This window comes from Streptomyces sp. NPDC001156 (assembly GCF_053598275.1).
Map to the genome: position 1 here is coordinate 1 of NZ_JBSFJX010000106.1, position 13,001 is coordinate 13,001.

The 13,001-nt window shown below is 70.7% G+C and carries 10 protein-coding genes; 4 read left to right on the forward strand and 6 right to left on the reverse strand.

Translation table 11 applies throughout. The annotated features are described in order from the left end of the window. The first annotated feature begins 517 nt into the window (after positions 1–517). A complete protein-coding gene (locus ACWDA7_RS33850) occupies positions 518–784 on the forward strand; it encodes a hypothetical protein (RefSeq protein WP_450609306.1) in 267 nt (88 codons plus the stop codon). Between the two features lie 64 nt (positions 785–848). Here the strand turns inward: ACWDA7_RS33850 and lpdA are convergent, their stop codons facing one another. Then, the gene (gene lpdA, locus ACWDA7_RS33855; protein WP_450609308.1) at positions 849–2,261 is read right to left on the reverse strand and encodes a dihydrolipoyl dehydrogenase; all 1,413 of its coding nucleotides are present in this window, start codon (positions 2,259–2,261) and stop codon (positions 849–851) included. Positions 2,262–2,548: 287 nt separating this feature from the next. Here lpdA and ACWDA7_RS33860 point away from each other — a divergent pair, with 287 nt between their 5' ends. Then, positions 2,549–3,226 carry a class I SAM-dependent methyltransferase gene (locus ACWDA7_RS33860; protein WP_450609310.1) on the forward strand — a complete coding sequence of 226 codons (678 nt, stop codon included), beginning with the start codon at positions 2,549–2,551 and terminating at the stop codon, positions 3,224–3,226. A 159-nt stretch (positions 3,227–3,385) separates the two neighbouring features. Here the strand turns inward: ACWDA7_RS33860 and ACWDA7_RS33865 are convergent, their stop codons facing one another. Next, positions 3,386–3,952: a TetR family transcriptional regulator gene (locus tag ACWDA7_RS33865; RefSeq protein ID WP_450609312.1), complete on the reverse strand. Its 567-nt coding sequence runs from the start codon at positions 3,950–3,952 to the stop codon at positions 3,386–3,388. Between the two features lie 122 nt (positions 3,953–4,074). Here ACWDA7_RS33865 and ACWDA7_RS33870 point away from each other — a divergent pair, with 122 nt between their 5' ends. Next, the gene (locus ACWDA7_RS33870; RefSeq protein ID WP_450609314.1) at positions 4,075–5,004 is read left to right on the forward strand and encodes an SDR family oxidoreductase; all 930 of its coding nucleotides are present in this window, start codon (positions 4,075–4,077) and stop codon (positions 5,002–5,004) included. Positions 5,005–5,235: 231 nt separating this feature from the next. Here ACWDA7_RS33870 and ACWDA7_RS33875 read toward each other — a convergent pair whose 3' ends face one another. Next, a complete protein-coding gene (locus tag ACWDA7_RS33875) occupies positions 5,236–6,453 on the reverse strand; it encodes a saccharopine dehydrogenase family protein (RefSeq protein WP_450609316.1) in 1,218 nt (405 codons plus the stop codon). Between the two features lie 133 nt (positions 6,454–6,586). On the opposite strand from ACWDA7_RS33875, the gene ACWDA7_RS33880 reads away from it, so the two are divergent. Next, complete coding sequence (locus ACWDA7_RS33880; protein ID WP_450609318.1) at positions 6,587–7,291, forward strand: TetR/AcrR family transcriptional regulator; 705 nt, start codon at positions 6,587–6,589, stop codon at positions 7,289–7,291. A gap of 294 nt (positions 7,292–7,585) precedes the next feature. Here ACWDA7_RS33880 and nrfD read toward each other — a convergent pair whose 3' ends face one another. Genes nrfD through fdh form a run of 3 tightly spaced genes read right to left on the reverse strand, consistent with a single transcriptional unit; the run spans position 7,586 to position 12,944 of the window. Next, positions 7,586–8,641, reverse strand: a complete 1,056-nt coding sequence (nrfD, locus tag ACWDA7_RS33885; protein ID WP_450609320.1) for an NrfD/PsrC family molybdoenzyme membrane anchor subunit — start codon at positions 8,639–8,641, stop codon at positions 7,586–7,588. Beyond that, on the reverse strand, positions 8,638–9,657 hold the full coding sequence (locus tag ACWDA7_RS33890; RefSeq protein WP_359400495.1) for a 4Fe-4S dicluster domain-containing protein: 1,020 nt from the start codon (positions 9,655–9,657) through the stop codon (positions 8,638–8,640). The genes nrfD and ACWDA7_RS33890 overlap by 4 nt, the downstream gene beginning before the upstream one ends. Next, positions 9,654–12,944 (reverse strand): formate dehydrogenase, encoded by a 3,291-nt coding sequence (gene fdh, locus ACWDA7_RS33895; protein ID WP_450609322.1) that lies wholly within the window; start codon positions 12,942–12,944, stop codon positions 9,654–9,656. The genes ACWDA7_RS33890 and fdh overlap by 4 nt, the downstream gene beginning before the upstream one ends. Positions 12,945–13,001: the final 57 nt, after the last annotated feature.

Below are 13,001 nucleotides of genomic sequence, written 5' to 3' on the forward strand. Positions count from 1 at the left end.
TGAACACCGAGACGTTTGGCGGCCTTTGAGAGTCGAAGAAGTTCCATGCGATCACCGTACGATCACTGAGGAACTCTAAGCAAATTGATGAGCCTCGCGCACGGGCTGGCCCATACCCCGACTTTGGTCGCCACCGAGGCCCTGCTCAACTACCGGGACTACGAGTCGGCCCGGCGCGACTCACGGGTCGGCATGCTGCCCCCGTTGTACGCGGACCGGCTCTGGCACCCGGGACGCGGCTTTCCGGTGTACCGGGGCATCGACGGCGCGCGACTCGACCGCGTGGCCCACAGCCTCCGCCTCAAACTGCGGCTGGTGGGACTCATGCGCAGCGCGGGCGTGGAACTGCATCTGGGCACCGACAGCCAGCCGTTCACCGTGCCTGGGCACGCCCTGCACGCAGAGATGCGGCTGTTCGAACGGGTCGGCATTCCCGCCCCGGAGGTGTGGCGTATCGCCACGAGGGTCGCCGGCCGGGTCCTCGGCCCGGGGCTCGGCGAGCCCGCGCTCGGCACCCTTGCGCCGGGCGCCCCCGCCGATCTCCTCCTCTACAGCGCGGATCCCACCGCGCGCACGGACCCGTCTCTACAGCGCGGATCCCACCGCGCGCACGGACCCGTCGGAGGGACTGACAGCCGTCGTCACCCGGGGCCGGCTCTACACCCGCGCGGACCTGGAGGCGGCGCTCGAGGCCGACCGGCGCCGGCTGCGCAGACCGCTGCCGGCGTTGCTGGGACGCATCGGATCGGCACGGGTGCTCAGGACGACCGACTTCTCGTTCTGAGCACCCGTGTCCCGCGACACGGCGGGGCCCATTTCGCAGCGAAGGGAGGAGGCCGGACGGTGCCTCACATGTTGATCATGTGGCCGGCCAGGCCGTGCACCGCTTCCTTGACCGCCTCCCCGAGCGTGGGGTGGGCGTGCACATTGCGCGCCACCTCATGGACGGTCAGGTCCCACTGCTGGGCCAGGGTCAGTTCGGGCAGCAACTCGGTGACGTCGGGGCCGATGAGATGGCCGCCGATGAGCTCGCCGTACCTGGCGTCGCTGATCAGCTTTACGAAGCCGGTGGTGTCGCCGAGGCCGTGCGCCTTGCCGTTCGCGGTGAACGGGAACTTCGCCACCTTGACGTCGAAGCCGCGCTCGCGTGCCTGGGCCTCGGTGTAGCCGAAGCTGGCGATCTGCGGCTGGCAGTAGGTGGCGCGCGGGATCATCGCATAGTCGAGTTCCATGGTCTCGGCGTCCGCGAGGGTCTCGGCGGCCACCACGCCCATCGCCTCGGCGGCGTGCGCCAGCATCAGCTTGGCGGTGACGTCGCCGATGGCGTAGATGTGCGGGACCGAGGTGCGGCAGCGCCCGTCGATGTCGATGGCTCCGCGCTCGCTGACGCGCACGCCGGTGTTCTCCAGGCCGAAGCCCGTGACGTTGGGCGCGAAGCCGAGCGCCTGGAGCACCTTGTCGGCCTCCAGGACCTGCTGGGCGCCGTCCTTGCCGGTGACGGTCACGCGGACCTGGGGGCCCGACTCGTCGATGGCGTCGACCCGGGTGGAGGTGAGCACGTCGATGCCCAACCTGCGGTACTGCTTGGCGAGTTCGGCGGAGACCTCGGCGTCCTCCAGCGGGGCGATGCGGTCGAGGAATTCGACGACGGTGACCTTCACGCCGTAGTTGTGCAGGACGTAGGCGAACTCGACACCGATCGCTCCGGCGCCCGCGATCAGGATCGACTGGGGCAGATCCTCGGCGAGGATCTGCTCCTCGTACGTCACCACGCGCGAGGTCCGGCGGGTGCCGGGCAGCAGCTTCGGGGTGGCGCCGGTGGCGATGATGCAGTGGTCGAACCCGATGGTGCGGCCGGCGCCGTCGTATCCGGCGACCTGAAGGGTGTGCGGGTCCAGGAAGGTGCCGCGGCCGTCGATCTCCGTGATCTTGTTCTTCTTCATCAGGTAGTGGACGCCCTTGACGCGGCCGTCGGCGACACGGCGGCTGCGGCGGAAGGCCTCGCCGTAGTCGAACGTGACCTGCCCGTCCACCTTGATGCCGAAGGTCTTGGCCTCGCGGGTGAAGATGTGCGCCAGCTCCGCGTTGCGCAGCAGCGCCTTGGTGGGAATGCAGCCGACGTTCAGGCAGACCCCGCCCCAGTACCTCTCCTCGACGACGGCGACGCGTTTGCCCAGCTGCGCGGCGCGGATCGCGGCGACATAGCCGCCGGGGCCCGCACCGAGTACGACGACGTCGAAGTGCTCGTCCTGCTCGGCCATTTTCGATCGCCTCTCTCCTGGGCACTGCTTCCGCTGCCGTGGCGGACCCGGCCGTCCGGCTCCGCCCCGCGTAAGGCTACGCGTCGGGTGGGCAGGGCTGCCTCAGCCACCGGGCGGAAGCGGCATGTTTCTGCCTGCGCGTGTCCGCCCCTGTTCGGTCTCCAGGTGGCTCCTGCCGGAGCGGAGAGGGCTTCACTGTCGCGCGAACCCTGCCGCTTCGTGCGGGCCGCGATGCGCACCGGTCTGTCCGCGTGGGCCCGTTGTGGGCACTGGTGACGGATGCGACGATGCCGGCACGGTTGCCGCGACGAAGGGGGAGTACCTTGAGCGACGGGGACGAGCGGTCACGGGTGGCTGCGGTGTTCGACGCGTTGGGCGGCGAGTACGAGAAGGCCTTCGCCCACTCCGCAGCCCACCGCGCGTCGTTGACCTGGCTCTTACGGCAACTCGACCCTGAAAGCCGGGTGTTGGACGTGGGCAGCGGCACGGGCCGGCCCACCGCGGCGACGCTCGCCGCGGCAGGACACGATGTGCTCGGCATCGACGTCTCCCCGGTCATGGTCGATCTCGCCGCTCGCCAGGTGCCCGGCGCCGTCTTCCAGCGCGCCGATGTCCGCGAGTTCCCGCTCGAGGACGCTTCCTTCGACGCGGTCTGCGTCTACTTCGCGCTGCTGCAGATGTCCCGCCAGGAGCAGTCCGCCGTCGTGCGGCGGCTGGCGCGGGCCGTGAAGCCAGGAGGCAGCGTCGCCCTGGCCACCGTGCCGCTCGATGTCGAGGACGTCGAGGGTGTCTTCTTGGGACAGGCCGTGCGGGTGACGAGCTTCGCTCCCGCGGACTTCATCGGCCTTGCCGAGGGGGCGGGACTGACGGTGGTCTCCCAGGAGAGCACGATGTTCTCCCCCGCCCATCCCGAAGCCACGCCTGAACCCCAGATGTTTCTCCACTGCCGGCGCGACCGGGCATGAACCTCGGGTGCGCCGTGGCGCGGGCGGAGTCCGGTCCCGTGTCAAGGCGGCGCGTACGTAGGGCACGTTGACGGATGCTGAAGGAAGGCCCGCGCGCCAGGGGTGTCCAGTCGGCACGGGGTTCGCGTTGCGGGAGTTGACCCTGGAGGCACCGGGGGATCAGGTGCCCCCCATCACGGCCTTGAGTTCGTCGAGCGACTCCTGGATGAGGTGCCCGAGGTCCTGCTCGTTCTCCTCCTCGATCCAGCGCTCGAACGCGACCTTGAAGACGGCGACCCCCGCCTCGGCGGTCAGGCTCGCCGCCGGCTCCGCTACGCCCCGCAGGCGCAGGGCGTTGGCGAGCGCCGCGGACAACGACGCGAGTTTGATCAGTTCCCGCTCACGCAGTTCCGCGTTCGCGATGATCGCCTTCTGGCGCTCCCGGGCGTATGCGTGGCGCTCCTGAAAGGCACCGGCGACGACCTCGAGCGCCTTGGCCACGGCGTCGAGCGGCGCCGCGGACTCAGGGGCGCCGGAGACGGTGCTCACGAAGAGGGTCTCCAGCGACGCGGCGCCCGCGAACAGGACTTCCCGCTTGTCGGCGAAGTACCGGAAGAACGTTCGCTCGGTGAGCCCGGCCCGCCTGGCGATCTCGGCCACCGTGGTCTGTTCGAAACCGCGCTCGCCGTACAGCTCAAGTGCCGCCTGCTCCAGGCGCCCGCGCGAGTTCGGCTCCCATCGACCCATGCTCTGATCTTACGTGATGACAGTTACTGACATCGGTGCTACGGTCGATGACAGTCACTGACATCGACCTTCCGTGCGGCCCCCTCGCGCCCAGGAAGGTCGACCTACCTGAAGGACTTTCCATGCGGGTTTTCGTCACAGGCGCGTCCGGCTGGATCGGCTCCGCCGTCGTTCCCGAACTCATCGGCGCGGGCCATCAGGTCGTCGGGCTCGCCCGCTCGGACGCTTCGGCCGCCACACTCACCGCGGCCGGAGCCGAGGCGCGGCGCGGCACCCTCGACGATCTCGACGTCCTGCGCAGCGCGGCCGCCGCGTCGGACGGTGTGATCCACCTCGCGTTCAAACACGACATCGCCTTCTCCGGAGACTTCCAGGGCGCCGCCGATGCGGACCGCCGTGCCGTCGAGACGTTCGGCGACGCGCTCGCGGGTTCCGGGCGGCCGTTCGTGCTCGCCTCCGGGACGCTCGGGCTCGCCCCGGGACGTGTGGCCACCGAGGAGGACACGGGCCCAGACCTTTCCATCGAGCATCTGAGCTCCGGTCCGCGGACCCGGATGGGTACCGCGCAGCTCGCGCTCTCCCTCGCTTCCCGCGACGTCCGTTCGTCCGTGGTGCGGCTGCCTCCCACCGTGCACGGCGACGGGGACCAAGGCTTCTTGGCCGCACTGGTCGGCGTCGCCCGGGCCAAGGGCGTGGCCGGCTACGTCGGCGACGGGACCAATCGCTGGCCCGCCGTGCACCGGCTCGACGCGGCGCACCTGTTCCGTCTCGCCCTCGAGAAGGCTCCGGCCGGATCGGTGCTGCACGCGACCGCCGACGAAGGAGTGCAGATCCGCGCCGTCGCGGAAGTGATCGGACGGCATCTCGATCTCCCCGTGGCCTCCGTCCCCCAGGAGTCCGCGGCCGAACACTTCGGCTGGCTGGCCGGCTTCATCGCACTCGACAGCCCGGCCTCCAGCACCCTGACCCGTGAACTGCTGAAGTGGCAGCCGACAGGCCCCGGGCTCATCGACGACCTCGAGAAGGGTCACTACTTCCACACCACCGCGTAGACCGGGCCTCGCCGGCCGCTGCTCACCCGGGGGTGACCGTGCCCGCGGCCCGGCAACGGCGAGTACGAGGTCCCACGCATCGGCGTCGACCCGCCGCACCACGTCCTCGCCGCCCGGACCCGAACCTCACCGTCCCCGGAGCCGAGTGGCCGGGGCGGCGCAGCGCCCGTGCGAGACGGGTGAAGCGCCGGCCCCGAACGCGTTCGCGGCCGGCAGCGCCGGTCCGGGAGGTCACTGCTCGCGCATGCCCCAGGGCGAGCCGTAAGCCGTCAGCAGCTCCAGGAACGGACGAGGCCGGAAGGCCTCCGGGCCGAGGACGCCCGAGCCGGACCAGGCACCCATGGCGAGCAGCTCCAGTGCGATCACGGGGTTGACGGCCGTCTGCCACACCACGGCCTGGCAGCCGTACTCCGCCATGGACCACTGGTTGTCGACCACGTGGTACAGATACACCTCGCGCGGTGCCCCGCCCTTGGTGCCGCGCACCCAGGTGCCCGCGCAGGTCTTGCCGTGCATGCGCTCACCCAGCGTCGCGGGGTCCGGCAGACAGGCCGCGACGACGTCCCGCGGCGAGACGGCGACCGGACCGGCCGGGCCCGGCACCGTCACCGGATCGGTGCGGTCGAGTCCGAGCAGGTGGAGTGTCTTGAGCGTCTCGACGAACTCCCGCCCCAACCCGTACTTGAAGGTGACGCGGCGGGCGTCCACCCAGCGCGGGACCAGCAGCACCTCCTCGTGCTCCACGTTCACGCACTCGACCTCGCCGATGCCCTCCGGGAAGTCGAACACCTCGGGCTCGCTGAACGGTGCCATGGTGAACCAGCCCCGCCCGGCCTCGTAGACGACGGGCGGGTTGAGGCACTCCTCGATCGTGGTCCAGATGCTGAAGGACGGTGCGAAGTCATAGCCGTCGACGGTGAGGTTCGCGCCGTCGCGGATGCCGATCTCCTCGATCTCGTCGAAGAGTTCATCGGCCGCGTAGCGGGCGAACACGTCCGAAAGGCCCGGCTCCACGCCCATTCCGACGAGCGCCAGCCTGCCCTCCTTCTCCCACTCGTCGGCCTGCGCGAACTGGGCGTCGCCGAGCTTGACCCCGCATTCCTCGTAAGGCCGTTCCGGGTGCGGACGGGACAGCGACATCGCCATGTCCAGGTAGGTGGCCCCGGCCGTACGAGCCGCCTGGAACAACGGCATGACGAACCGCGGGTCGGTTGCGTTGACCAGCACGTCGCAGCGGTGCCGGGCCAGCAGTGCGGCCACCGCCGCCTCGTCGCCCGCGTCCACGGACTCCGCGACGAAGCGGCCGTCGTCGCCGAGGGCCGCCACCGCCGCCTCGGCCCGGGCCGGGTCATAGTCGGCGACCACCATCGCCTCGAAGAACGCACGCCGGGCAGCGATCCGGGTGATCGCGGTGCCCACGCCGCCGGCTCCCACGAGCAGTACACGCATGGCAAGACTCCCTGTCGGTCTCTGGACGCTTCGGTGTCTCGGATGGCAAGGCGCGCCCTTGGCCGCAGATACAACGCCCGGTGTTCCCGTAAGGTCAATGGCGTTGGCATAAGAAACGACCGAGGAGGACGTGGTGCCCAAGCAGGTGGTGCCCGAGGAGAGGCGGCGACGGCGCCGTCCCACCAAGAGCGGCACCGTGCTGTCAGAGAGCCTGATCGTCGAGACCGCGCTGCGGATGCTGTGCGAGCACGGCAGCTCGGGACTCACCGCACGGCGCCTCGGAACGGCGCTCGACTGCGACCCGAGCACGCTCTACCGCTACTTCCGCGGCATGGACGACCTCACCCTCGCCATCGGCGACGCCCTCATCGGGCAGGCGCTGCGGGGCTGGGAGGCGACGGGGGAGTGGCGTGCGGACCTGCGTGCCGTCGGACTGCGGATCCATGCCGCCTATGTGGCCCATCCGCAGGCGGCCCAGCTGACGGCGAGCCGCGTCACCGGCCGGCCGAACGAGCTGGCGGCCGACGAGGCGGTCCTGGAGGTGCTGCGCACGGCCGGGTTCCCCCTGCCCGACACGGTCCGGATCTACCACGCCTTCATCGACCAGACGCTCGCCTTCGCCGCGCTCGACGCGGCCTCCCTGGCGCTGCCGAGAGCCGCTCTGCGCGCCGACGAGGGCATGTGGCGCTCGACGTACGCCCGGCTTCCCGCCGCGACCCACCCGCGCATCGCCGAGGCCGCCCCGCTTCTCGCCACGCGGATGGTCGCCAGCGCCTACCCGACGGCACTGGAAATGCTGCTGGACAGCGCGGCGATCCGGCTGGCCGCACTGCGCTGACAAGCGGGACCCGGCTCGGCGGCCGGGCCGAGGGGCCCTCTCGCCCGGCGTTGCCGTCGGCCGAGCTCACCTGGAACCTCCGAGGGTGCCCCGGCTTTCAGGCCGGGGAGGTATCGGGCTCGTTCGGGGCAGGGCAGGGATGGCCGGATCGCCGTCGGCGTCCCGGACGGACACAGCCCCCATTTTCCCGGCCTCACGGCGGCCGGCGCAGCCGGTCTGGGTTACTGAGCCGTAAATCCCCACGCACGCCCGAAGGCGCCCCCGCCAGGGGGGCGCCTTCGGGCGGGGGAGCCTTCAATGTGCGTGTCGCTCGCCGGCCGCGGCGTTCAGGCGTTCACGTTGCGGGACCACGACGTAGGCGGGGTCCTTCGTGGAGGCGACTCCCGCCTCGAAGGTGCCGAAGCGCTGCAGGGCGCTGCCGGCGAGCAGTGACAGTCCGGCCGCCACCGCGGCCGCGCGGCTGCGCCGGGCGACCGTCACGGCGGCGAGTGCTCCGCCGAGAGTGAGGCACTCCGACGCCTGGCGCAGACGGTGGGCCCGTCCGGTGGTGTAGGCCTTGGGCACCAGACCCGGCCGGCGATCGATCAGCCGGGCCGCGACGAGTTCGACCGCCGCCCCCACCGCGCCCAGTCGGCGGGCGGGGCCTGCCTCTTCCACAGGGGCCACGAGCATCCCGAGACCGCCGCCGCTGGCGGCAGCCGATCCGGTGAACACGAAGGGAAGCTCCTGGCGCGCCTCATGCCAGGCCGGCACGGCCGTCTGGGACAGCAGCACCGCGGTGTAGGCGGCGAGCGCCGGTGCGATGGCCGCCGAGGACATCCCGGCCGGGCGGGCCGCCTTGTGCAGCAGCCGCCCGGGCAGGCTGCTCCGCAGGGCGGTGGGCAGGAGTTCCGCGGTGGCGGCGAGGCTGATGCCGGGACTGTAGGCCATGAGGATCCAGGTGCCGACGGACATCGGTGAACTCGGCTTCGCGACCCGGAGCATGTGGTGGAACCGCTCGGGCCGGCCGAGGTCCGCGATCAGGAAGTAGCTGCTTGCCAGCAGGGCGCCGAAGCCGCCCAGGCGGCACCACCGGCGCAGCTCGGGGCGTCCTGTGACGTCGGCGCCGGCCGCGAGCAGGGCGCCCCCCGCCGAGAGCCCGCCGGTGAACAGATAGGCCGGCACCTTCCACTCCCACACCGGTGGTTTGAGCACCGGCCGGCCGTAGTACGAGCGGAAGTCCGTGCGCGGCACGGAGGACCCCTCGTGCCCCGCGCCGCCGCGGCCGCCCGAGCCGAACGTGAGGGCGCGGGCGTCGTCGGCGTGCGTGTCGCTGCGGGGCTCACGCAGGACTCCGTCCTCTTCGGTCATCGCCCGCCTCCTTTCAGGAAGACGGCGACGGACGCGGCCAGCAGGCCCGAGGCCGCCACACCGGCGTACTTCCACATGGACGGCAGGTCACGCGTGGGTACGACGGGATCCGGTGGCAGGCCGTACACCTCCGGCTCGTCGAGCAGCAGGAAGAAGGCCCCGTCGCCGCCCACGCCGTCGTCGGGGTCCCGTCCGTACAGCCGCGCCTCGCTCACGCCCGCCTCGTGCAGCTGCTCCAGCCGCCGGTCGGCGCGCTCGCGCAGTTCGTCGAGCGGCCCGAACTGAATGGAGTCCGTCGGACAGGCCTTGGCGCAGGCCGGCTCCAGGTCGCCGCGCAGCCGGTCGTAGCACAGGGTGCACTTCCAGGCCCGCCCGTCGTCGGGCCTGCGGTCGATGACCCCGTACGGGCAGCCGGACACGCAGTAGCCGCAACCGTTGCAGATGTCGGGCTGCACCACGACCGAGCCGAACTCCGTGCGGAAGAGCGCTCCCGTGGGGCAGACGTCGAGACAGCCGGCGTGCGTGCAGTGTTTGCACACGTCGGAGGCCATCAGCCAGCGGAACTGGGTACGGGTCTCCGCACCGGCGGTGGCTCCGGGCAGTTCGAAGGACGGGAACCCGAGGTCGACCGGGCCGGTGCCCAGCTCGCCGCCGCCGCGCGGGGAGTCGCGCACGGCGTCCGCGACCACCTCCGCGGTGGCCTCGGTGCTGGAGGGGCCCGTGGGAAGTCCGGACAGACCTGGATCCTGCCGGCCCAGCGGGCGCTCCTGCTCCACGAACGCGACGTGCCGCCAGGAACTCGCGCCGAGCATGCCGGTGTTGTCGTACGACATGCCGAGCAGCTCGATGCCGTCCTCCGGCACGTCGTTCCACTCCTTGCACGCCACTTCGCACGCCTTGCAGCCGATGCACACGGAGGTGTCCGTGAAGAAGCCCACGCGGGGCGGCGGGTCGCTGTGGCCGGCGTCCGCCGCGGGGTCCTCGAGCGGCCCGTAGAGGCTGTGCTTGTCCGTCATGGGGACTCCTCCGGACGGCCCGGTTCGGTGTGGGCCGGGCTCTGGTCGGCACCGGTCGTCAGGATGCGGGTGCCGGTCGCCGGTGTGATCCCGGCCCGGCGGCGGTACTCCTTCACGTACTCCAGCAGGGCGGGGCCCCGAGGCCGGGGTCCGGGGCGGATGTCGCAGGTCAGTACCTTGCTCTCCTGGATGAACACATTGGGGTCGGCCACCACGCCGATCAGGTCGTTGACCACGTCGCCGCGAGTGAGTCCCGTGGAGCCCCAGTGGTAGGGCATCCACACCTGGTGGATGATCCGGCCGTCGACCCGCAGCGGCGCCATCCGGTCGGTGACGACCACGCGGGCGTCCACCGCGGTCCGGCTCGTGATCACATGCGCCCGGTCCAGGTGGCGCAGACCGCGTTCGGCCGCGAGCTCCGGTGACACCTCCACGAAGAGTTCCGGCTGAAGTTCCGAGAGGTAGGGCAGTTGCCGGCTCATGCCGCCTGCGGTGTGGTGCTCGGTGAGCCGCGAGGCGGTGAACACGAAGGGGAACACCTCGTGGTGCGCCTCGGGCGGCGCGGGGTTGGACGGGTTGTCGGGACGCCCGTACACCTTCCGCACCGGATTGCCCTGCTGGCCGTAGAGCAGGTTCCGTAGCGGGGACTCCGCAGGCTCGTAGTGGGTGGGCAGCGGGCCGTCGGCCAGCCCGGCCGGGGCGAACAGCCACCCCTTGCCGTCGGCCATCATGATGAACGCGTCGCTGCCGGAGAGCGCCTCCGGCCCCGATGCCCCCTCCGGCGGCCGGTAGTCGGGCGGCTTGTTCTTCTCGAAGTCCGGAATGTCGTGTCCGGTCCACTCGTGGCGCTCCTCGTCCCACCACACGAGGGCCTTGCGCTTGCTCCAGGGCCGCCCCTGCGGATCGGCAGAGGCCCGGTTGTACAGGACGCGCCGGTTCAGCGGCCACGTCCAGCCCCACTCCGCGTCGTACGGGCCCTGTTCCAGCCGCGACTTGCGGCGGCGGGCCTGATTGACCTCGTCGGCGTAGACCCCGCTGTAGATCCAGCAGCCGCAGGAGGTGGAGCCGTCGTCCTTGAGGTCGAGGTAGCCGTTGACCGTCCGGCCGGTGCGCAGGTCGATCCCGTTGATGTGGCGCAGCACGTCCGCCGGGGACGGTTCGTCGCCCTCGGTCCGGTAGTCCCAGGCGAGGTCGAGGACCGGGCGGTCGCGTTCGTCGGTCGAGCCGGCGAGTTTCTCCTTGATGCGCAGGCCGAGCTGGTAGAAGAACCACAACTCCGAGCGCTGGTCCCCGCTCGGTTCGACGGCCTGGTCCCGCCATTGCAGCATCCGCTGCGTCTGGGTGAACGTGCCGGCCTTCTCCACGTGCGAGGCGGCCGGGAAGAAGAACACCTCCGTGGGGCAGCGCTCGGTGACGATCTCGCCGGTCTCGATCTCGGGAGCGTCCTTCCAGAACGAGGCGCTCTCGATCATCGTGAGGTCGCGGACCACCAGCCACTCGAGGTTCGCCATGCCCAGGCGCTGCAGCCGGCCGTGGGCCGATCCGACCGCCGGGTTCTGGCCGAGCAGAAAGTAGCCGAAGACCTTCCCGTCGACCATGTCCATCACGGTGCGGTACGTGCCGTGGTCGCCGTTGATCCGCGGCAGGTAGTCGAAGCAGTAGTCGTTCTCCGCGGTCGCCGCGTCGCCCCAGTACTCCTTGAGCAGGGAGATCATGTAGGAGTCGGCGTTGCCCCAGAACCCCTTCTGCTTGGGGTGGCGGACTCCGTTCAGATAGGTCGCCAGGTTCTCGTGGGTGGTGTCCGGCATCGGCAGATAGCCGGGCAGGAGGTTGAACAAGGTCGGGATGTCGGTGGAGCCCTGGATGCTGGCGTGCCCGCGCAGTGCGTAGATGCCGCCGCCGGGACGGCCGATGTTGCCCATCAGGAGCTGGACGATCGCACCCGCCCGGATGTATTGGGCGCCGACGGAGTGCTGGGTCCAGCCGACGCTGTACACCAGTGCGGTGGTGCGCTCCCGGCCGGAGTTCTGCGTCCAGGCGCGGCACACGTCCAGGAACAGGTCCTGGGGCACCCCGCAGATCCGCTCCACCATCTCGGGCGTGTAGCGGGAGAAGTGCCGCTTGAGCACCTGGAACACACTGCGGGGATGCGCGAGATCCGGATCGGACGCGACATCGCCGGAGCATCCCTCGACGGCCGGCCCGCCCGCGCCGTGCTGGTACGGCGCGGACTGCTCCTTGTTCCGGTCGCCCGCGCGCTCCTCGGCCTGGATGCTCTCGTACGCCCAGCTCGACGGGTCGTACGAGGCGGTGTGCGGGTCGTAGCCACTGAACAGGCCGTCCAGGTCCTCCGTGTCCTGATACCGATCGCTCAGGAGGCATCCCGCATTGGTGTACGCCTTCACGTACTCACGGAACTCCAGGCCGTTGGACAGGATGTGGTTGACCACGCCGCCGAGGAAGGCGATGTCGGTGCCGGCCCGCAGCGTGACGTGCTGGTCGGCCAGCGCACTGGTGCGGCTGAACCGGGGGTCGATGTGGATGACCCTGGCACCGCGCGCCTTGGCCTCCATCACCCACTGGAACCCGACCGGATGGGCCTCGGCCATGTTCGAGCCCATGATGATGATGCAGTCGGCGTTGATCAGGTCCTGCTGGTAGTCGGTGGCGCCGCCACGTCCGAACGAAGCTCCCAGACCGGGAACGGTGGCGGAGTGTCAAATACGCGCCTGGTTCTCGATCTGAAGCGCACCGAGAGCGGTGAACAGCTTCTTGATCAGGTAGTTTTCCTCGTTGTCGAGCGTCGCGCCGCCCAGGCCCGCGAAACCCATGGTGCGTCGGAGCGTGTTACCGGCCTCGTCGGTGTCCTGCCAGCCCTTGCGGCGCGCGTCCAGCATCCGGTCGGCCACCATGTCAACGGCCGTCTCCAGATCCAGTTCCTGCCACTCGGTGGCGTACGGGGGCCTGTACCGCACCTTCTGCTCACGCTGCGGGCCGGTCACGAGCTGCTTGCTGGCCGAGCCCTTGGGGCACAGGCGGCCACGCGAGATCGGGCTGTGCGGGTTGCCCTCGATCTGGATGACCCGCCCGTCCTTGACGTAGACGCGCTGCGCGCAGCCCACCGCGCAGTAGGGGCAGACCGAGTCCGCGACCCGGTCCGCCTCGTCGACGCGGGGTCTCAGGCCCGCCGAGCGCTTCGACTGGGCGGCCTTGCCCCGGCCCAGCCGGTCCGCCCCCGTGATCTGCCGGTACACCGGCCACGCTTCGATCCACCGTTCCAGGCCCATGCACCTGCTCCTTCGTGCGGTGGCGGTCACCAGCAGACGCTACCGCCGGGGTGGCCG

Coding starts and splice junctions, on each gene's coding strand:
- lpdA (WP_450609308.1), bottom strand. CDS start 2,261: ATGGCCGAGCAGGACGAGCACTTCGACGTCGTCGTACTCGGTGCGGGC.
- ACWDA7_RS33860 (WP_450609310.1), top strand. CDS start 2,549: ATGCCGGCACGGTTGCCGCGACGAAGGGGGAGTACCTTGAGCGACGGG.
- ACWDA7_RS33865 (WP_450609312.1), bottom strand. CDS start 3,952: ATGGGTCGATGGGAGCCGAACTCGCGCGGGCGCCTGGAGCAGGCGGCA.
- ACWDA7_RS33870 (WP_450609314.1), top strand. CDS start 4,075: ATGCGGGTTTTCGTCACAGGCGCGTCCGGCTGGATCGGCTCCGCCGTC.
- ACWDA7_RS33875 (WP_450609316.1), bottom strand. CDS start 6,453: ATGCGTGTACTGCTCGTGGGAGCCGGCGGCGTGGGCACCGCGATCACC.
- nrfD (WP_450609320.1), bottom strand. CDS start 8,641: ATGACCGAAGAGGACGGAGTCCTGCGTGAGCCCCGCAGCGACACGCAC.
- ACWDA7_RS33890 (WP_359400495.1), bottom strand. CDS start 9,657: ATGACGGACAAGCACAGCCTCTACGGGCCGCTCGAGGACCCCGCGGCG.